This window comes from Pseudomonas sp. R1-7, from assembly GCF_051132105.1.
Taxonomy (GTDB): domain Bacteria; phylum Pseudomonadota; class Gammaproteobacteria; order Pseudomonadales; family Pseudomonadaceae; genus Aquipseudomonas.
Map to the genome: position 1 here is coordinate 5,188,371 of NZ_CP071661.1, position 19,145 is coordinate 5,207,515.

Annotated in this window: 19 protein-coding genes; 12 read left to right on the forward strand and 7 right to left on the reverse strand. The window is 62.1% G+C overall.

Annotated features, from left to right (window positions below):
• Window positions 1-2: 2 nt before the first annotated feature.
• The 3 genes from J3P79_RS23340 to J3P79_RS23350 are packed head-to-tail and all read right to left on the reverse strand — an operon-like array spanning window position 3 to window position 1,682.
• A complete protein-coding gene (locus tag J3P79_RS23340; RefSeq protein WP_039594310.1) occupies window positions 3-593 on the reverse strand; it encodes an LON peptidase substrate-binding domain-containing protein in 591 nt (196 codons plus the stop codon).
• Between the two features lie 10 nt (window positions 594-603).
• Window positions 604-1,320, reverse strand: a complete 717-nt coding sequence (locus J3P79_RS23345; protein ID WP_039594309.1) for an LrgB family protein — start codon at window positions 1,318-1,320, stop codon at window positions 604-606.
• The gene (locus J3P79_RS23350; RefSeq protein WP_434605949.1) at window positions 1,317-1,682 is read right to left on the reverse strand and encodes a CidA/LrgA family protein; all 366 of its coding nucleotides are present in this window, start codon (window positions 1,680-1,682) and stop codon (window positions 1,317-1,319) included. The genes J3P79_RS23345 and J3P79_RS23350 overlap by 4 nt, the downstream gene beginning before the upstream one ends.
• A 188-nt stretch (window positions 1,683-1,870) precedes the next feature.
• Between J3P79_RS23350 and J3P79_RS23355 the strand changes: the two genes are divergently transcribed.
• The 3 genes from J3P79_RS23355 to J3P79_RS23365 all read left to right on the forward strand — a co-directional run bounded on the left by J3P79_RS23355 (window position 1,871) and on the right by J3P79_RS23365 (window position 4,808).
• Entirely contained in the window at window positions 1,871-2,326 is a 456-nt protein-coding gene (locus J3P79_RS23355) for a MaoC family dehydratase (protein WP_434605951.1), read from the forward strand.
• Between the two features lie 93 nt (window positions 2,327-2,419).
• A complete protein-coding gene (locus J3P79_RS23360; RefSeq protein ID WP_434605953.1) occupies window positions 2,420-4,138 on the forward strand; it encodes a C13 family peptidase in 1,719 nt (572 codons plus the stop codon).
• A gap of 28 nt (window positions 4,139-4,166) precedes the next feature.
• Window positions 4,167-4,808 (forward strand): oxidoreductase, encoded by a 642-nt coding sequence (locus J3P79_RS23365; protein ID WP_045157037.1) that lies wholly within the window; start codon window positions 4,167-4,169, stop codon window positions 4,806-4,808.
• A 151-nt stretch (window positions 4,809-4,959) separates the two neighbouring features.
• Here the strand turns inward: J3P79_RS23365 and J3P79_RS23370 are convergent, their stop codons facing one another.
• The 4 genes from J3P79_RS23370 to J3P79_RS23385 all read right to left on the reverse strand — a co-directional run bounded on the left by J3P79_RS23370 (window position 4,960) and on the right by J3P79_RS23385 (window position 9,365).
• On the reverse strand, window positions 4,960-5,244 hold the full coding sequence (locus tag J3P79_RS23370; protein ID WP_434605955.1) for a YceK/YidQ family lipoprotein: 285 nt from the start codon (window positions 5,242-5,244) through the stop codon (window positions 4,960-4,962).
• The gene (ubiX, locus tag J3P79_RS23375; RefSeq protein WP_434605957.1) at window positions 5,237-5,884 is read right to left on the reverse strand and encodes a flavin prenyltransferase UbiX; all 648 of its coding nucleotides are present in this window, start codon (window positions 5,882-5,884) and stop codon (window positions 5,237-5,239) included. The genes J3P79_RS23370 and ubiX overlap by 8 nt, the downstream gene beginning before the upstream one ends.
• Window positions 5,881-7,230: a UDP-N-acetylmuramate:L-alanyl-gamma-D-glutamyl-meso-diaminopimelate ligase gene (gene mpl, locus J3P79_RS23380; RefSeq protein WP_434605959.1), complete on the reverse strand. Its 1,350-nt coding sequence runs from the start codon at window positions 7,228-7,230 to the stop codon at window positions 5,881-5,883. The genes ubiX and mpl overlap by 4 nt, the downstream gene beginning before the upstream one ends.
• A 230-nt stretch (window positions 7,231-7,460) precedes the next feature.
• Complete coding sequence (locus J3P79_RS23385) at window positions 7,461-9,365, reverse strand: sigma-54-dependent Fis family transcriptional regulator (RefSeq protein WP_434605961.1); 1,905 nt, start codon at window positions 9,363-9,365, stop codon at window positions 7,461-7,463.
• A gap of 287 nt (window positions 9,366-9,652) precedes the next feature.
• On the opposite strand from J3P79_RS23385, the gene exaC reads away from it, so the two are divergent.
• The 9 genes from exaC (at window position 9,653) to J3P79_RS23430 (ending at window position 19,057) form a co-directional block, all read left to right on the forward strand.
• Complete coding sequence (gene exaC / locus J3P79_RS23390) at window positions 9,653-11,173, forward strand: acetaldehyde dehydrogenase ExaC (protein ID WP_434605963.1); 1,521 nt, start codon at window positions 9,653-9,655, stop codon at window positions 11,171-11,173.
• Window positions 11,174-11,440: 267 nt separating this feature from the next.
• A complete protein-coding gene (eat, locus tag J3P79_RS23395; RefSeq protein WP_434605965.1) occupies window positions 11,441-12,889 on the forward strand; it encodes an ethanolamine permease in 1,449 nt (482 codons plus the stop codon).
• A 57-nt stretch (window positions 12,890-12,946) separates the two neighbouring features.
• Complete coding sequence (locus J3P79_RS23400) at window positions 12,947-14,341, forward strand: ethanolamine ammonia-lyase subunit EutB (protein ID WP_434605967.1); 1,395 nt, start codon at window positions 12,947-12,949, stop codon at window positions 14,339-14,341.
• A gap of 25 nt (window positions 14,342-14,366) precedes the next feature.
• The gene (gene eutC / locus J3P79_RS23405) at window positions 14,367-15,191 is read left to right on the forward strand and encodes an ethanolamine ammonia-lyase subunit EutC (protein WP_434605969.1); all 825 of its coding nucleotides are present in this window, start codon (window positions 14,367-14,369) and stop codon (window positions 15,189-15,191) included.
• 106 nt (window positions 15,192-15,297) lie between these two features.
• Window positions 15,298-15,759, forward strand: a complete 462-nt coding sequence (locus tag J3P79_RS23410; RefSeq protein ID WP_039594296.1) for a GNAT family N-acetyltransferase — start codon at window positions 15,298-15,300, stop codon at window positions 15,757-15,759.
• A gap of 258 nt (window positions 15,760-16,017) precedes the next feature.
• A complete protein-coding gene (locus tag J3P79_RS23415; protein ID WP_434605971.1) occupies window positions 16,018-16,674 on the forward strand; it encodes a DedA family protein in 657 nt (218 codons plus the stop codon).
• Between the two features lie 6 nt (window positions 16,675-16,680).
• A complete protein-coding gene (locus tag J3P79_RS23420; RefSeq protein ID WP_434605973.1) occupies window positions 16,681-17,493 on the forward strand; it encodes a zinc-dependent peptidase in 813 nt (270 codons plus the stop codon).
• Between the two features lie 111 nt (window positions 17,494-17,604).
• Window positions 17,605-18,132 carry an inorganic diphosphatase gene (gene ppa, locus J3P79_RS23425; protein WP_003205933.1) on the forward strand — a complete coding sequence of 176 codons (528 nt, stop codon included), beginning with the start codon at window positions 17,605-17,607 and terminating at the stop codon, window positions 18,130-18,132.
• Between the two features lie 193 nt (window positions 18,133-18,325).
• Window positions 18,326-19,057, forward strand: coding sequence for a LexA family transcriptional regulator (locus tag J3P79_RS23430; RefSeq protein WP_434605975.1), 732 nt, complete (start codon window positions 18,326-18,328; stop codon window positions 19,055-19,057).
• Window positions 19,058-19,145 lie beyond the last annotated feature (88 nt).

Below are 19,145 nucleotides of genomic sequence, written 5' to 3' on the forward strand. Positions count from 1 at the left end.
CGTCAGGCAAACAGCTCGCCCTGCAACTCATCGAGCAACGCCTGGATCGCATCCAGGCGTTGTTGCGGGTCGTCGAGTTGCAGCAAGTCGATCTTGTCCAATTCATTGAACGGCAACAGATAGGCTAATTGATTGGCAAGCGACTGCTGGCCCGTGGCTTCGGTGCCCATGTTCAATGCCTCGACCATCGGATGTTCGGCCAGGGCCTTGAGCAGCGCCACCAGGTCGGCATCTTCATCCTGCAACGGTTGCTCCGGTTCGTCCTCCAACCACTCGACTTGCGCCACGGTGAGTTGATCGGCCTGGACGCTGCTGCTGTGCACGAGGAAACGCCGTCCGCCTTGCACGCGAATGCCCAGCAGGCCGTTTTCCTGCTGGGAAAAATCGGTGATCAGCGCCTCACACCCGACCCGTGCGTAGCCATCGGGCGCGATGCCGACTTCCTCGCCATCGAGGATGCACACCACGCCGAAACCTTCGCCTTTTTTCATGCAGCGCCCGATCATGTCGAGGTAACGCGCCTCGAATATCTGCAGATCGAGAATGCAACCGGGGAACAACACGGTGTTCAACGGAAACAGCGGCAAGCTCATAACTCGTTCCTTAAACCGTCATCGACACCACCAGCGGCAGCAGCACCGCCGTGGCCACGCCCATCAAACTCATCGCCAGGGCCGCGAAAGCACCGGACTCCTCGCTTTCCTGCAACGCCACCGACGTGCCCACCGCATGGGCAGTCAGGCCCAGGGCCATGCCCCGAGCTTCAGGACTGTGGACACCCAACCGGGTCAAAATGCTCGGACCCAGGATCGCACCGAGTACGCCGGTAATCAGCACGAACACTGCCGCCATCGCTGCGACGCCACCGATCTGCTCGGCCACCAGCATGGCGATCGGCGAGGTCACCGACTTGGGCGCCATCGTCATCAGGATCATGTGCTCGGCGCCAAACGCCCAGCCCAGCACCACGGCGGAGCCGGTGGCAAACACCCCGCCTATCACCAGCGTAGTAAAAATCGGCCAGAACAATTGGCGGATTCGCCGCAGGTTCAAGTACAGCGGCACCGCCAGCGCTACGGTGGCCGGCCCCAGCAGGATGCTCAGGATCTCGGTGCTCTTGCGGTATTCGGCGTAGCTGATGCCGCAGCCCACCAGCACGCCGATCAAGACCAGCATCGACATCAATACCGGCTGCAAAAACACCCAACGGGTCTTTTCGAATGCCGCCAGCACCAATTGATAGGCGCCCAAGGTGATCCCGATGCCGAACAAGGGATGGTGGATGACCGAGGTCCAGGCGCCCTGCCAATCGAACATCATGGCGCGTCCTCCGGCTCGACACCGTGGCGCCGGGCCAGGCGCTGCATCAGCACCCCCGTCAAGGCTACCGACAGGACCAGCGAGAGCACCAGCGCACCGACAATCGCCCAGAAATCGGCGGCGATCGCCCGGGCGTAGACCATCACCCCCACGGCCGGCGGCACCAGCAACAACGGCAGGTAACGCAGAAGGCTGCTGGCGGCCAGGTTCAACGGTTCGCTGACTTCGCCGCGAGCGATCAGGTAGCCCAGCATCAGCAGCAGACCAACGATCGGCCCCGGCAGGATCGGCAGGAACAAATGGTTGATGGCAGTGCCCAGCAATTGGAACAGCACCAGCCAGGTCAGGCCCCTTAGCAACATCCGCTCTCTCCCCGCAACACGTGTCCAAAGAATGCGCCGGCATTATAAGCACGCCCACGCTATGGTTCGGCATTCGTAAAAAGCATGGTCGATGACCTTCGCGGTCGACCATGTTGATCTACAGTGGTTCTCGGGGGCGCAGATCCCCGTTCCATAAAAGCAGGACAGATGAACCAAGGAGAGTCTCAATGCCCTACGTTCCCGTTACAGCGCTCAAGGATTATGTCGGCAAGGAACTGGGATGTTCCGATTGGCTGACCATCGATCAGGAACGCATCAACCTGTTCGCCGAAGCCACCGGCGACTTCCAGTTCATCCACGTCGATCCGGTCAAGGCCGCGCAGACCCCGTTCGGCAGCACCATCGCCCACGGTTTCCTGTCGCTGTCGCTGATGCCCAAATTGATGGAAGACATCCTGATCCTGCCCGAGGGCGTGAAGATGGTCGTCAACTACGGGCTGGATAGCGTGCGCTTCATCCAGCCGGTAAAAGTCGATTCCAAGGTCCGGCTCAAGGTCGAACTGGTGGACGTGACCGAGAAAAAACCCGGCCAATGGTTGCTCAAGGCCACCGCCACCCTGGAAATCGAAGGCTCGGAAAAACCGGCCTACATCGCCGAGCCGCTGTCGCTCTGCTTCGTGTAAACCCTCGCGGTCGCGAAACCGCTCATGCAGTTTCGCATCGCTTCAACGCGCATAGCTGCGGCATACTCGTCGCCTGATTACTTGGATCCCGTTATGCGCGCACTTGTACCCCTGACCCTGGCCCTCCTGCTCACCGCTTGTGGCGATGGCGAATCGCTGTTGCCTCCCGACGCACGCCTGCCCGATGGCGGGCGTTATCGCGGCGATTTGGTGGACGGCCTGTTGCAAGGCCAGGGCCGCATCGATTACCCCAACGGCAGTTGGTACGCCGGCCAGTTCGACAAGGGCCAGTGGCATGGCACCGGCGAGTGGCACGGCAGTAACGGCGAGGTCTATCGCGGCCAGTTCCAGCAAGGCCTGTTCCATGGCCAGGGCAGCCTGACCACGCCGACCAGCAGCTACACCGGGGGTTTCAAGCTGGGCCGGCGGAACGGCGAAGGGACGCTCAAGGAAAACGGCATGACCTATCGGGGCGAGTTCAAGGCCGACCGATATTCCGGTCTCGGACGCCTCGAACTCGACGATGGCAGCCAGTATCAAGGCCCATTCGTCAATGGCAAGCCCAACGGCGAAGGCCAGCGCTTCGATGCCAGCGGCAACCAGTTCACCGGGCATTTCGTCGACGGCCAGCTCCAGGGCAAGGGTACCTTCAACAGTGCCGACGGCGACGTCTACATCGGCGGCTTCCGGAATAACCAACTCAACGGTCGCGGTCGCTACGAAAATGCCGACGGCGATGTCTGGATCGGCCAGTTCAAGGATGGCGCGCTGACCGGCAAGGGCGAATTGATTGGCGCCGACGGTAGCCATTACCTCGGCCACTTCAATGAATGGCGTTTCACCGGCGAGGGCCGGCTCAACCTGCCCGATGGCAGCTTCTACATCGGCCAGTTCGAAGGCGACAGCTATCACGGGCGCGGCACCCTCGTGCTCACCGACGGCACCGTGCAAAGCGGCACCTGGGTCAACGGCCAGCGGATACGCGACGCCGATGGCAGGCTGCTGCCGGACGTGCTTGAACGCGGCATCCTGGCCCAGGGCCGTCTCCTCGACGAGGCCCTCGCCAGCATCCCCGCATCGACGCCGGCAGTGGAGCTGTACAGCCTGACCCTGGGCGGCGACGGCAAGCAAAGCGTGTTCCTGCGCGAATCCGACTATGTTTCCAATATGCTCGCCAGCCGTTTCGGCGCGTTCGGCCAGATCCGCCTGGTGAACCACCGCGACCACCTCGGCGACCGGCCCATGGCCAGCCGCGAGAGCCTGCGCCGCGCCGCCGCCACCTTGGCCGAACGCAGCGGCCCGGAAGACCTGGTGTTCATCTACCTGACCAGCCACGGCACCAGCGAGCACGAACTGGTGCTCGACCAGCCGCGCATGGAGCTGGCCGACCTGCCGGCCGATGAACTGGCCGCGGTGCTGGCGCCGCTGAAGAATCGCGACAAGATCGTGGTCATCTCGGCCTGCTATTCCGGTGGCTTCATTCCGGCGCTCAAGGATGAACGTACATTGGTCATGACGGCATCCCGGGCCGATCGGGTGTCGTTCGGTTGTTCCGAGGAGGCCAACTTCACTTATTTCGGCGACGCCCTGTTCGCCCAGGCGCTCAACCAGACCGACGACTTGGAACAAGCCTTCAAGCGCGCCAAGGGCATCGTTGCCGAACGCGAGCAGGCGGACAATTTCGAGGCATCGGAACCGCAGATCTGGGCGCCGAGGACGGTCTTGTCCCACTGGCAATTGCTGCGCAAGCAACAGGCGCGAAAAGCATTGCAAAGTGCTGCACTGAACGACGGGGGCAAAAAGAGCAACTAAGCTGAATCGTATCAAGGGGAGAGACACTATGTACTTGACGCCTCAGCATGTTTTGCTCGCCGGCGCGACCGGGCTGACCGGGGAACACTTGTTGGACCGGCTGCTCAATGAGCCGACCATCACCCGGGTACTGGCGCCCTCGCGCCGGCCACTGGCCGAGCATCCGCACTTGGAAAACCCGGTTGGGGAACCGGCCGAGTTGCTGCAACGGCTGGAAGGCCCGGTCGACATCGCCTTCTGCTGCCTCGGCACCACCATCAAGAAAGCAGGCTCCGAACAGGCGTTTCGCGCGGTGGACCTGGACCTGGTGGTGGCCTTCGCCAAACGTGCCCGGGAGCTGGGCGCACGGCATCTGATTGTGATCAGTGCGTTGAATGCAGACGCGAAGTCGTCGATTTTCTACAACCGGGTCAAAGGCGAAATGGAGGCGGCCCTCAAGGCCCAGGACTGGCCGCAATTGACCATCTGCCGCCCCTCGCTGTTACTGGGCGACCGCGTCGAACCGCGCCTGGCCGAGCAACTGGCCGGGCCGTTGTCGAAGCTGATCCCAGGCAAGTACCACGGCATCGAAGCCTGCCAACTGGCCCGGGCCATGTGGCGTCTGGCGTTGGAAGAACAGGATGGGGTGCGGGTGGTGGAGTCGGATGAGTTGCGTAGGCTTGGCAAATAACGCCAGGGACAACGCGATCATCGTGGCGAGGGAGCTTGCTCCCGCTCGACTGCGCAGCAGTCGCCTTGGATTTCAGGGGGGAAAAGCTTGGGGCTGCTCCGCAGCCCAGCGGGAGCAAGCTCCCTCGCCACAGGTTGTGGGCAGTTCAACGTTACAGCCCACCTGTCGCCTGGAACCCCACGCCCAGCGCCGTAAACAACGACAACGGCAACAACAAGGTGTCCAGCAGTGCACTCCCCGGCAGGTCGAGACCCGGATAGCTCGGTGCCTCGGCGCCAAAACGGTCCTTGGCGCAGCAGCCTCCGTTGAGGGCGTACAAGTCCAGGCGTGTCCCCGCGTACACCACCGGCGCCCCCGGCTTCGCGGCGTCGAGGGTGCGGACGGTGGCGCAACCAGTCAGTAGCAAGGCCAGCAACACCGCCAGCAGCTTATTCATCACTGCTCAAATGATGTTCGCCCCAGCGCGGCAACATGTCCTGGGGAATGTTCAGCAGGTTGAGAATCCGCGCGACCACGAAATCGATGAGGTCGTCGATGGTCTGCGGCTGGTGATAGAAACCCGGCGACGCCGGCAGGATGGTCACGCCCATGTTCGACAGCTTGAGCATGTGCTCCAGGTGAATGCTCGAATACGGCGCTTCCCGCGGCACCAGGATCAACTGGCGGCGCTCCTTGAGCGTGACGTCCGCCGCCCGCTCTATCAAGTTGTTGCAGGCCCCGGTGGCAATCGCCGAGAGCGTGCCGGTGGAACACGGCACCACTACCATCGCCGCTGGCGCGCCGGAACCCGAGGCCACCGGCGACATCCAGTCTTCCTTGCCGTACACACGAATCTGCCCCGCCGCCGCACCGGTGTATTCGGTGAGGAAGGCCTGCATCATCTGGGTCTTGGGTGGCAGGGTCACGTCGGTCTCAGTCGCCATCACCAACTGCGCGGCCTTGGAGATGAGGAAATGCACCTCGCGGTCTTCGCGCACCAGGCAATCGAGCAGGCGCAAGCCGTACTGGGCCCCGGAAGCCCCGGTCATTGCCAGCGTGATGCGTTCCGGGCCGCCGTCCTGCATACGCGTGTTCATTTCAGCGCCTCGGCGAGTTTGCCGTGCAGGCCGCCGAAGCCGCCGTTGCTCATGATCACCACATGAGTCCCGGGCTGGGCCTGGCTCTTCACGCGCTCGATGATGCCTTCCAGGGAATCGCTGACAATCGACGGTACCGTGCACAGCGCGGCGGTGGCGCCCAGGTCCCAGCCCAGGTTGGCCGGTGCGTACCAGATCACCTGGTCGGCATCGACCACGCTTTCCGGCAGGCCGTCACGGTGGGCGCCGAGCTTCATGGAGTTGGAGCGCGGCTCAATGATCGCAATCAGCGGCGCATCACCGATGCGTTTGCGCAAGCCGTCGAGGGTAGTGGCAATGGCGGTCGGGTGGTGGGCGAAGTCGTCGTAAATGGTGATGCCGCGTACCTCGGCGACTTTCTCCATCCGCCGCTTCACGCTTTTGAACGCGCTCAACGCAGCGATACCCATGGACGGCACCACGCCGACATGACGGGCCGCCGCCAAGGTTGCCAGAGCGTTGGCAACGTTGTGCTGGCCGGTCATGTCCCACTCGACCACGCCTTGGGACTGGCCCTCGAACATCACTTCGAACTCAGAACCGTCTTCCTTGAGCAACTTCACCTGCCACTGCCCGCCCGCGCCGGTGGTTTGCACCGGGGTCCAGCAGCCCATCTCGATGACGCGCTGCAACGCCGGCTCAGTGGTCGGGTGAATCACCAGGCCTTCGCTGGGGATGGTGCGCACCAAATGGTGGAATTGTCGCTCGATGGCCGGCAAATCGGGAAAGATGTCGGCATGATCGAACTCAAGATTGTTGAGGATCGCCGTGCGCGGACGGTAGTGGACAAACTTCGAACGTTTATCAAAAAACGCGCTGTCGTATTCGTCAGCCTCGATCACGAAGAACGGCGTCCCGCCCAGGCGCGCCGACACCGAGAAATTCTGCGGCACGCCACCGATCAAAAAGCCCGGGCTCATGCCGGCGTGCTCCAACACCCAGGCGAGCATGCTGCTGGTGGTGGTCTTGCCATGGGTGCCGGCCACGGCCAGGACCCAACGGCCCTGCAACACGTGATCCGCCAGCCACTGCGGCCCGGACACGTACGGCAGGCCTTTGTTGAGCACGTACTCCACCGCCGGGTTGCCACGGGACATGGCGTTGCCGATGACCACCAGATCCGGCGCCGGGTCCAGTTGCGCCGGGTCATAGCCCTGGGTCAGCTCGATGCCCTGGGCCTCCAACTGCGTGCTCATGGGCGGATAAACGTTGGCGTCGGAACCGGTCACGTGATGGCCCAGCTCCTTGGCGAGGACCGCCATCGAACCCATGAAAGTGCCGCAAATACCGAGAATATGGATGTGCATAGTCGACCTCGTAAACATGGCCGCAGGTTAGCGTAGGGAGGGGAAAATCGCACCTTGTGTTTAGACTTCACGCCGCCTGGACACCACAAATCCCCTGTGGGAGCGAGCTTGCTCCGGGCGGCGATCCGACGATAGCGGTCTATCAGCCTCCAACAATGTTGAATGTGCTGCCGTCATCGCGAGCAAGCTCGCTCCCACAGTTGACCGCATTTCTCCAGGATGAATGCGGTTCAGCGGGCAATCGCGTGTTTACGCAGCTTGCGGTAGAGGGTATTGCGGCTGATCCCCAGCTGTTCGGCGGTGTGGGTCATGTGCCAGCGCTGACGTTCCAGCGCATCAAGCAATGCCAGGCGTTCGGCATCTTCCAACGGATGCTCGGTCGGGGTTTCGACCACCGCAACTGGACGCTGGCGGATCATTGCCGGCAGATCCTCCAGTTCAATCCGCCCGCCGTCGCACAACGCAGCGAGGGTGCGCAGCACATTGCGCAGTTGCCGCACGTTGCCCGGCCAGTCGAAGCCCAGCAATGCCTGACGCGCCGGTTCGTCGATAAACACCGGTTCGGCGCCGCTCTCTTCAGCCAACAGGAAATCCAGCAGCTGCGATTTATCACTGCGCTCACGCAGCGCCGGCAGCGGGATTTCCAAGCCATTGAGGCGGTAATACAAATCCTCGCGAAAACTGCCGTCCCCCACCCGGTCGAGCAACTGTCGGTGGGTGGCACTGATGATGCGCACGTTCACCGGCTCCGGTTCGCCGCCGATGGGCACCACCTGGCGATCCTCCAGCACCCGCAGCAAACGGGTCTGCAAGGCCAAGGGCATGTCACCGATTTCATCGAGGAACAGCGTGCCGCCGTCGGCCTGCTGCAGCTTGCCACGCATGCCCTCCTTGCGGGCGCCAGTGAAACTGCCGCCGCGATAACCGAACAGCTCGCTCTCGATCAGGCTTTCCGGAATGGCCGCGCAATTGAGGGCGACGAAATTTTTCCCGGCGCGCTGGCTGGCGTGGTGCACAGCCTTGGCGAACGCCTCCTTTCCAGAGCCGGTTTCACCGTGGATCAGCAGCGGCACATCGCGCTCGAACACCCGCAGCGCCTTGCGAAAATGCTCCTGCAACGCCGCATCCCCCAGGCAGATCCCCGGCAGACGCGCGGGCTCGACCACTTTGAAGGCCGCCGCGACAGGCGCCGGTATGCTGCGCGGCTGGCCACGCAACACGGCGAACAAATGCCGACCATCGCGGGTACGCAGCGGCCAACTGGCGCTGGCCTGGGCGCTGGCCCGGCCCATCAGTTCATCCAGCGAACAGTCGAAGAAGTCCTCGACCCGTTGGCCAAGCAAGCCGCCACGCATGTGCCCGAGCAGGTTCAGCGCGCTCTGGTTGACCGCGCAGATCCGCCCTTCGCCGTCGAACGCCATCAGCCCTTCGCTGAACAGCCCCACGGACTCGGCCTGCAAGTGAAAGCGCAGCAGCCATTGATTGTCGAAACAACGGAGGAAATAACAGCTCTCGATCATCTTCGCCGAGAGATTGACCAAGGCCATGGTGTGGAACTGGCTCTGGCGCGACACGTCCGGCCGGGCCGAAGACACGTCGAGCACCGCCAGCAACTCGCCCTGGGGATCGAAGACCGGGCTGGCCGAGCAGGTCAGGCCCGTGTGGCGACCGCGAAAGTGTTCTTCCTGGTGGATGGTCAGGGCCTGGCGTTCCACCAGGCAGGTGCCGATGCCGTTGGTGCCTTCGCAGGCTTCGCTCCAGTCGGCGCCGAGCCAGAGGCCGGCCCGTTCGAAAATCTTCCGTTCGCTGGGGGCGGTGACGCAGTTGAGGATCACGCCCCGGGCGTCGGTCAGCAGCACCGCGTGGCCGGCGCCGGAGAGTTGTTGATGCAGGCTGGTCATTTCAGTGCCGGCGATGTGCAACACCTGCTGCAGGCGCTCGCGGCTTTCCAGCACCCGGCCATGCTCGAGCACCGTCGGCGCCAGGTTCTGGGCCGGGTCGAGGTGATAGTCCTCAAGGCAGCGCAGCCAGGAACGGGCAATCGACGGATCGCTGCCAGGCCCCTGTAAATGGGCCTTGCCCTGAGTGACCGTCAGGACTTGCTGGGCATGGCGACTCAAATGGTTGCTGTGCATTTCTTATTGTTCTCCCCGAGGGTAGCGGTCCTCAGCATCCTCCAGCCCATCGACCTTTGCAATGCTGGCGCGACCTGCCGGTCACAGACTGTCTCAGTCATGGCACAAACTGTCACACCCTGCGTATCACAAGCGTGACAAGGCCCCTCCGTTTATCCGACGATCTCCTCCTAAAGTCTTGATTTCCGGGCCCTGCAAGGCAATGGCCCAACCTTTGCTCTAGGCTTAAGTACCAGCGCGAATTTGCGCGGCTCCCTAATAAGCACAAAAGCCAAGGAGAACTCATCATGCGTTACGCTCACCCCGGTACTGAAGGCGCTATCGTTTCGTTCAAGGCTAAATACGGTAACTACATCGGCGGCGAGTTCGTCGCGCCTGTCAAAGGTCAGTACTTCACCAATACGTCCCCGGTCAATGGCCAGCCCATTGCCGAATTCCCGCGCTCCACGGCCGAAGACATCGACAAAGCCCTGGACGCCGCCCACGCCGCCGCCGATGCCTGGGGCGCCACCTCGGTCCAGGCCCGTTCGCTGATCCTGCTGAAAATCGCCGACCGCATCGAAGCCAACCTTGAAGTGCTGGCGATCACCGAATCCTGGGACAACGGCAAGGCCGTGCGCGAAACCCTCAACGCCGACATCCCCCTGGCCGCCGACCATTTCCGCTACTTCGCCGGTTGCCTGCGGGCCCAGGAAGGCAGCGCCGCCGAGATCGACGGCAACACCGTGGCCTACCACATCCATGAACCGCTGGGCGTGGTCGGGCAGATCATTCCGTGGAACTTCCCGCTGCTGATGGCCGCCTGGAAACTCGCCCCGGCCCTGGCCGCCGGTAACTGCGTGGTGCTCAAGCCCGCCGAGCAAACCCCGCTGGGCATCTGCGTGCTCATGGAGCTGATCGGCGACCTGCTGCCGCCGGGCGTGCTCAACGTGGTGCAAGGCTTCGGCAAAGAAGCTGGCGAAGCCCTCGCCACCAGCAAGCGCATCGCCAAGATCGCCTTCACCGGTTCCACCCCGGTCGGCTCGCACATCATGAAATGCGCCGCCGAGAACATCATCCCGTCCACCGTGGAGCTGGGCGGCAAGTCGCCGAACATCTTCTTCGAAGACATCATGCAGGCCGAGCCAAGCTTCATCGAAAAAGCCGCCGAAGGCCTGGTGCTGGCATTCTTCAACCAGGGTGAAGTCTGCACCTGCCCATCCCGCGCCCTGGTGCAGGAGTCGATCTACGACGAGTTCATGCAAGTGGTGATGAAGAAGATCGAACAGATCAAGCGCGGCGACCCGCTGGACACCGACACCATGGTCGGCGCCCAGGCGTCCGAGCAGCAATTCGACAAGATCCTGTCCTACCTGGAAATCGCCAAGGGCGAAGGCGCGCAACTGCTGACCGGCGGCCAGGTGGAAAAACTCGAAGGCAACCTCGCCAGCGGTTATTACATCCAGCCGACCCTGCTCAAGGGCACCAACAAAATGCGCGTGTTCCAAGAAGAAATCTTCGGCCCGGTAGTGAGCATCACCACCTTCAAGGACGAAGCCGAAGCCCTGGCGATCGCCAACGACACCGAGTTCGGCCTCGGTGCCGGCCTCTGGACCCGCGACATCAACCGCGCCTACCGCATGGGCCGGGCGATCAAGGCCGGTCGCGTCTGGACCAACTGCTATCACCTGTACCCGGCGCACGCCGCGTTCGGTGGCTACAAGAAGTCCGGCGTCGGTCGCGAGACGCACAAGATGATGCTCGACCACTACCAGCAGACCAAGAATCTGCTGGTGAGCTACGACATCAATCCATTGGGGTTCTTCTAAGTAAAAAGGGCGGGGCAGTTCATGCTGCTTCGCCCTTTAGATGGCTATCGTCGGATCGCCGCCCGGAGCAAGCTCGCTCCCACAGGGATCTGTGGATAACTCGTTCCCAGGGTTGGCAACAGATCCACTGTGGGAGCGAGCTTGCTCCGGGCGGCGATCCGACGATAGCGGCGGTCCAGCTTGCATCCATGCTGTATGCAACACACCGGTTTCAAGAGCAGCCCCGCTCCAACAGGGCCAAAAAACAATAAAAACAGGTAAACCCATATGCCAAGCGATCATGCAAACCCGCAACCGGCAACGTCCTCGGTCGACTTCGAAAAAGTCGGCTCCGAATATTTCCAACAACGCGAACTGAAAAAAGGCGCGGCGGGCTGGGTCCTGCTGGTGGGCCTTGGCGTGGCCTATGTCATTTCCGGTGACTATGCCGGCTGGAACTTCGGCCTGGCCCAGGGCGGCTGGGGCGGGATGTTCCTCGCCACGCTGCTGATGGCCGCGATGTATTTGTGCATGTGCTTTTCCCTCGCCGAGCTGTCCTCGATGATCCCCACTGCCGGCGGCGGCTACGGCTTTGCCCGCAGCGCCTTCGGGCCCTGGGGCGGGTTTCTCACGGGTACGGCGATTTTGATCGAATACGCCATCGCGCCGGCGGCGATTGCCGTGTTCATCGGCGCCTATTGCCAGTCGTTGTTCGGCATTGGCGGCTGGATGATCTACCTGGCTTTCTACATCATCTTCATCGCCATCCACATATTCGGTGTCGGCGAAGCCCTCAAGCTGATGTTCATCATCACCGCCGTCGCCGCCCTGGCGCTGGGGGTTTTCCTGGTGGCGATGGTGCCGCACTTCAACGTCGCCAACTTGTTGGACATCCCGGTCACCGAGGCCGCAGGGGCCAGCTCGTTCCTGCCCTTCGGCTACGTCGGCGTCTGGGCGGCCATCCCTTATGCGATCTGGTTTTTCCTCGCCGTGGAAGGCGTGCCCCTGGCCGCTGAAGAAACCAAGAACCCCAAGCGCGACCTGCCTCGCGGCCTGATCGGCTCAATGCTGGTGCTGGTGGCCTTCGCCCTGCTGATCCTGGTGATCGGCCCGGGCGGCGCCGGCTCCAACGCATTGATGGCCTCGGGCAACCCGCTGGTGGAAGCCCTGGCCAAGGCCTACGGCGGCTCGACCTGGATGGGCAGCTTCGTCAACCTCGTCGGCCTGGCCGGTTTGATCGCCAGCTTCTTCTCGATCATCTACGCCTACTCGCGACAGATCTTCGCCTTGTCCCGCGCCGGCTACCTGCCACGCAAACTCTCGGAAACCAATAAAAGCAAAGCACCGGTCCTGGCACTGGTGATTCCCGGCATCATCGGTTTCGGCCTGTCGCTGACCGGCCAGGGCGACCTGCTGATTCTGGTAGCGGTGTTCGGCGCGACCATTTCCTACGTGCTGATGATGGCCGCGCACATCACCCTGCGCATCCGTCGCCCCAAAATGGACCGGCCTTACCGCACGCCGGGCGGCATCTTCACCTCGGGCGTGGCCCTGGTATTGGCGTGCATCGCCGTGGTGGCGGGCTTCCTGGTCGATCCTCGGGTAGTGATCGGCGCCGCGATCATCTATGGAGTGTTAATTGCTTACTTTGCCTTCTACAGTCGGCATCACTTGGTCGCAGGCACGCCCGAAGAGGAATTCGCGGCCATTCAAAAAGCCGAAGAAGCCCTGCACTAAGCCGTAACGTGCCGAAAACCACGGCGCCGCCCAGCGGCGCCGTCACGGAGAACCTGTATGGCCAGCTTTGCACACACGGTCGGCGCCCAGACCTACCGCTTCGACAGCCTCAAAGACCTGATGGCCAAGGCCAGCCCGGCGCGCTCCGGGGACTTCCTGGCCAAGATCGCCGCGCTCAACGATGGCGAACGCGTGGCCGCGCAAATGGCTTTGGCTGACTTGCCCCTCAGTCATTTCCTGCAAGAAATGCTGATTCCTTACGAGGCGGACGAAGTCACCCGATTGATCGTCGACACCCACGATAAACAAGCCTTCGCCGCCGTCAGCCACCTCACGGTCGGCGGGTTTCGCGACTGGCTGCTCAGCGAAGCCGCCGATGAACAGAGCCTGCGCGAACTGGCCCCGGGCCTGACGCCGGAAATGGTCGCCGCTGTCTCGAAGATCATGCGCGTGCAGGACCTGGTGCTGGTGGCGCAGAAAATCCGCGTGGTCACCAAATTCCGCGGCACCCTCGGCCTGCGCGGACGCCTGTCCACCCGCCTGCAGCCCAACCACCCGACCGACGAACCCGCCGGCATTGCCGCGAGCATCCTCGACGGCCTGCTCTTCGGCAACGGCGACGCCATGATCGGCATCAACCCGGCCACCGACAGCACGGCCTCGATCTGCGCCATGCTGGAGATGCTCGACGCCATCATCCAGCGCTACGACATCCCCACCCAAGGCTGCGTGCTGACCCACGTCACCACCTCCATCGAAGCGGCCAACCGCGGCGTGCCCCTGGACCTGGTGTTCCAGTCCATCGCCGGCACCGAAGCGGCCAACGCCAGTTTCGGCATCAACCTGAGCATCTTGAAGGAAGGCTACGACGCCGGGCTCAGCCTGAATCGCGGCACTCTCGGCAATAACCTGATGTATTTCGAAACCGGCCAGGGCAGTGCGCTGTCGGCCAACGCCCACCACGGCGTCGATCAACAGACCTGCGAGACGCGAGCCTACGCCGTGGCACGACATTTCAACCCGTTCCTGGTGAACACGGTTGTAGGCTTCATCGGCCCGGAGTACCTGTACAACGGCAAGCAGATCATCCGCGCCGGCCTCGAAGACCATTTCTGCGGCAAGTTGCTCGGCGTGCCGATGGGCTGTGACATCTGCTACACCAACCACGCCGAAGCCGACCAGGACGACATGGACACCCTGCTGACCCTGCTGGGCGTGGCCGGGATCAACTTCATCATGGGCATCCCCGGTTCCGACGACATCATGCTCAACTACCAGACCACCTCGTTCCACGACGCCCTCTACGCCCGCCAGACCCTGGGCCTCAAGCCGGCGCCGGAATTCGAAACCTGGCTGGCGAACATGGGCATCTTCACCCAGGCCGATGGCCGGGTGCGGTTCGGCGACAACCTGCCACCGGCGTTTCGTCACGCCCTCGCGCATTTGGGATGAGCCACATTTTATGAGTGAGTTGCCCATGGATAAAAAACCTGTCGATTCGCAAAACCCTTGGCTGAACCTGCGCAACCTCACCCCGGCGCGCATCGCCCTGGGCCGCACCGGCACCAGCCTGCCGACCTCGGCGCAACTGGATTTCCAATTCGCCCACGCCCAGGCTCGCGATGCCGTGCACCTGGCGTTCGACCACCAGGACATTCGCGCACAACTGGATGAGCGCGGCCGTGAAAGCCTGCTGCTCCACAGCGCGGCCAGCGACCGCAACAGTTATCTACAACGCCCGGACCTGGGGCGACGGCTCGACGACGCTTCCGCGCAGATCCTGCAGGACTACGCGGCGGCTCATCCCGGCGGCGTGGATTTGGCCATCGTCGTCGCCGATGGCCTGTCCGCGCTGGCGGTGCATCGCCATACCTTGCCGTTCCTGGCGCGGCTGGAAGAACAGATCGCCGCGGAAGGCTGGTCAGTGTCGCCGGTGGTCCTGGTGGAACAGGGCCGGGTCGCCGTGGCCGATGAAGTGGCACAGCGGCTTGGCGCAAAAATGTCGGTGATCCTGATCGGCGAACGCCCCGGCCTCAGCTCCCCCGACAGCCTGGGGCTGTATTTCACCTACAACCCCAAGGTCGGCCTGACCGACGCCTACCGCAACTGCATCTCCAACGTCCGCCTCGAAGGTTTGAGCTACGGCATGGCGGCCCATCGCCTGATCTACCTGATGCGCGAGGCCTGTCGCCGGCAGCTTTCGGGGGTGAATCTGAAGGACGAGGCCCAGCTTCACACTCTAGAGTCGGAAAACGCTGCCGATATGAAAGGTAATTTCCTACTGGCGCCGCCCCCAAGCTGAACCGGTCATGCGATTGCGCTTTTGATCCGCTTTCAGGCAGCATCTTGGCACGGCAGTCCGCCGTTGTTGTCAGACTTCATGTCGACCTTTGCAGACGAGACCTACCATGCGGATTATCCAAGCGACGCTGGAACACCTGGACCTGCTGACCCCGTTGTTCGTCAAATACCGGGAATTCTATGGCTCGCTGCCTTTTCCGGATTCGTCCCGGGCCTTCCTGGAAAAGCGCCTGCGCCGCAAGGAATCGGTGATCTACCTGGCCCTGCCGGATGACGACGACAGCAAATTGCTCGGCTTCTGCCAGCTCTACCCAAGCTTCTCGTCGCTATCGCTCAAGCGCGTGTGGATCCTCAACGACATCTACGTCGCCGAAGACGCCCGCCGCCAACTCGTCGCCGACAACCTGATCCGCACCGCAAAAAAAATGGCCAAGGAAACCAACGCCGTCCGCATGCGCGTCTCCACCAGCAGCAACAACGAAGTCGCACAGAAAACCTACGAATCGATCGGCTTCAAGGAAGACACCGAGTTCAAGAACTACGTGTTGCCGATCAGCGAAGGCCTTTGACCTCTCTGACTGGGTGAAACCTTGTGGCAAGTGAAACCCTTGTGGCAAGGGAGCTTGCTCCCTCGCCACAAAAGCAGTCCGAGTCGCCTCAGCCCTTCTCTCAGAAACCCCCAGCTACAAACTCACCCCGCACTCCCCCCATCCCACCGTATAATGCCGCTCTTCCAGGCTTGTAAGAAAAAGCTACACGCGCCGTAGTCATACTCAAAGCCAGACCCACCAGCCCCGCCGAGTCGGGCCGCCACCAAGGTGTTATGCATGGATTTCAACCCCCTCGACCTCATTCTGCATCTCGACGTCTACCTCGACATGCTGGTGACCAACTACGGAACGTGGATCTACGCCATCCTGTTCCTGGTGATCTTCTGTGAAACCGGCCTGGTGGTCATGCCGTTCCTGCCGGGCGACTCGCTGCTGTTCATCGCTGGCGCCGTCGCCGCCGGTGGCGCCATGGACCCCGTTCTGCTGGGCGGCCTGTTGATGCTCGCGGCCATCCTCGGCGACAGCACCAACTACCTCATCGGCCGCACCGCTGGCGAAAAATTGTTTAGCAACCCCAACTCGAAAATCTTCCGCCGCGATTACCTGCAACAAACCCACGATTTCTACGACAAACACGGCGGCAAAACCGTGACCCTGGCGCGCTTCCTGCCGATCATCCGCACCTTCGCGCCCTTCGTCGCCGGGGTTGGCAAGATGCCATACCCACGCTTCTTCGGTTTCAGCGTGCTCGGCACCATCCTGTGGGTCGGTGGCCTGGTGACCCTCGGCTACTTCTTCGGCAACGTGCCCTTCATCAAGCAAAACCTGTCGCTGCTGGTGGTCGGCATCATCCTGCTGTCGCTGCTGCCAATGATCATTGGCCTGGTGCGCAGCAAAATGAGCCAACGCGGCTCCAAAGCCGAAACGCGCTGATCGCCGATGTGGTCCCTGAGCAACTGGCGCCGCCGTCGCACCCTCGCCAAACACCCCGTGGCCGACGACACCTGGCACCGGGTGCGCCAACAATTGAGCTTCCTCGACGGCATCAGCGCCGCCGAGGACCAATGGCTACGGGAAGCCTGCGTGCTGTTCCTCCACGATAAACACCTCACCGCCCTGCCCGGCGTCGAACTGCACCAGGAACAACGCCTGCTGCTCGCCGCCCAAGCCCAATTGCCACTGATGCACCTCGGCGAGCTGAACTGGTACCAGGGCTTCCACGAAATCGTCCTCTACCCCGACGACTTCCTCAGCCCCCAGCGCTACCGCGACGCCAGCGGCATCGAGCACGAGTGGGACGGCGAACACAGCGGCGAAGCCTGGCCCCAAGGCCCGATCATCCTGGCCTGGGACGGCGTCATGGCCAGCGGCGGCTGGGACGGCTACAACCTGGTGATCCACGAACTGGCGCACAAACTCGACATGCTCAACGGCGACGCCAACGGCCTGCCACCGCTGCACGCCGACATGCGCGTCAGCGACTGGGCCGACGCCATGCAACAAGCCTTCGACGACCTCGACCGCCAACTCGACCACAACCCCGACGCAGAAACCGCCATCGACCCCTACGCCGCCGAAAACCCGGCCGAGTTCTTCGCCGTCACCAGCGAATACTTCTTCAGCGCCCCGGACCTGCTGCACCAGGCCTATCCCAAGGTCTATGAACAACTCAAGGCGTTCTACCGCCAGGATCCGTTGGCCCGGCTGCGGCAACTTCAGGCCGAAGATCCGGTCTATCAGGCGTCATACTAAGGTCTCTAAGACCCTGGTAACGTGGCAACAGCGACCAAATATGCCTATAATCGCCGCCACTTTTTGGTCAATCCGACCAGTCATCTGGTCAACTAACGGGGGCACCGCCCAATGAGCTACAGCAAGATTCCGGCTGGCAAAGACCTGCCGAACGACATCTACGTCGCGATCGAAATCCCGGCCAACCACGCCCCGATCAAATACGAAATCGACAAAGACAGCGATTGCCTGTTCGTTGACCGTTTCATGGCCACCCCGATGTTCTACCCGGCCAACTACGGTTACATCCCCAACACCCTCGCCGACGACGGCGACCCCCTCGACGTACTGGTCGTGACCCCATACCCAGTGGCCCCAGGCTCGGTCATCCGCGCCCGTCCAGTCGGCATCCTGAACATGACCGACGACGGCGGCGGCGATGCCAAAGTCATCGCAGTACCACACGACAAACTGTCGCAACTGTACGTCGACGTGAAGGAATACACCGACCTGCCGCCACTGCTGATCCAGCAGATCGAGCACTTCTTCGCGAACTACAAAGACCTTGAAAAAGGCAAGTGGGTCAAGATCGAAGGCTGGGCCGGCGCAGACGCCGCCCGCGAAGCGATCACCAAGTCGGTTGCCGCTTACAAAGGCTGAGACTGAACTAAAAAAGAACCCCGGTTAACCGGGGTTTTTTTATGCCTGGAGCATCGTTAATACAATCTCGTATTGGCAGTGTTTAAATGCGTTTAACCTGCCAGTTTTGATTCCTGCAAACGGAAAGATCATCTTATAAATTTGCACGACATGTTTATTGCTGAAAACACAGTCGCCCCTAAACTTTCCGTTTATGAAAATACATTCCAGTGGCGACCGCTTCAGAGCCCTTCTCAGAGAAGCGAACATCCGATCCGCCGACTTCGCGAAGTTATACGGCGTGAAATCCCAACACGTGAACAACTGGTTCAACCGTGGCATCCCGCCAGGGCGCATCTACAGCATCGCCGGCCTGCTCACCGTCAGCCCGCAATGGCTCGCCACCGGCGAAGGCCCGCAGACCCCACTGGGCCTCGGACCCGGCACCACCTATGAAGCCGCCGAAAACGACGGCGTCTACAGCGTGGCGGAACCCATGGACATCGAACTGCCTTTCTACAAGGAAGTCCCCATCGCCCCCGGCGAAACCAAAACCCACATCACCGAAATCCCCGACCAATCCATCCGCCTGCCCCGCAGCCACCTCGAATCCCTCGAAATCGACCCCAACGACGCCATCTGCACCACCATGATCGGCGACAGCATGGCCGAACGTATAGAAGACGGCTCCACCCTCGCCATCGACCGTGGCCTGACCCAAATCGTCGACGGCCAAATCTACGCCCTCGAACATGACGGCATGTTGCGCATCAAATACCTGCACCGAATCCCCGGTAATCGGCTACGGCTGCGCAGCCACAACAGCGCCGCCTACCCCGACGAAGTCTTCAGCGCAGAACAGATCGACAAGCAACACATCCACGTGATCGGCTGGGTGTTCTGGTGGTCAACCCTCAACAAACAGAGACCGCCAGTGTCCGACTAACCCACCCAAGGCCAGAAACAGTGGCAGGAACCGCAGTAGGAGCTGTGGCAGGAGCTTTTGTGGCAGAGAGCTTTTGTGGCGAGGGAGC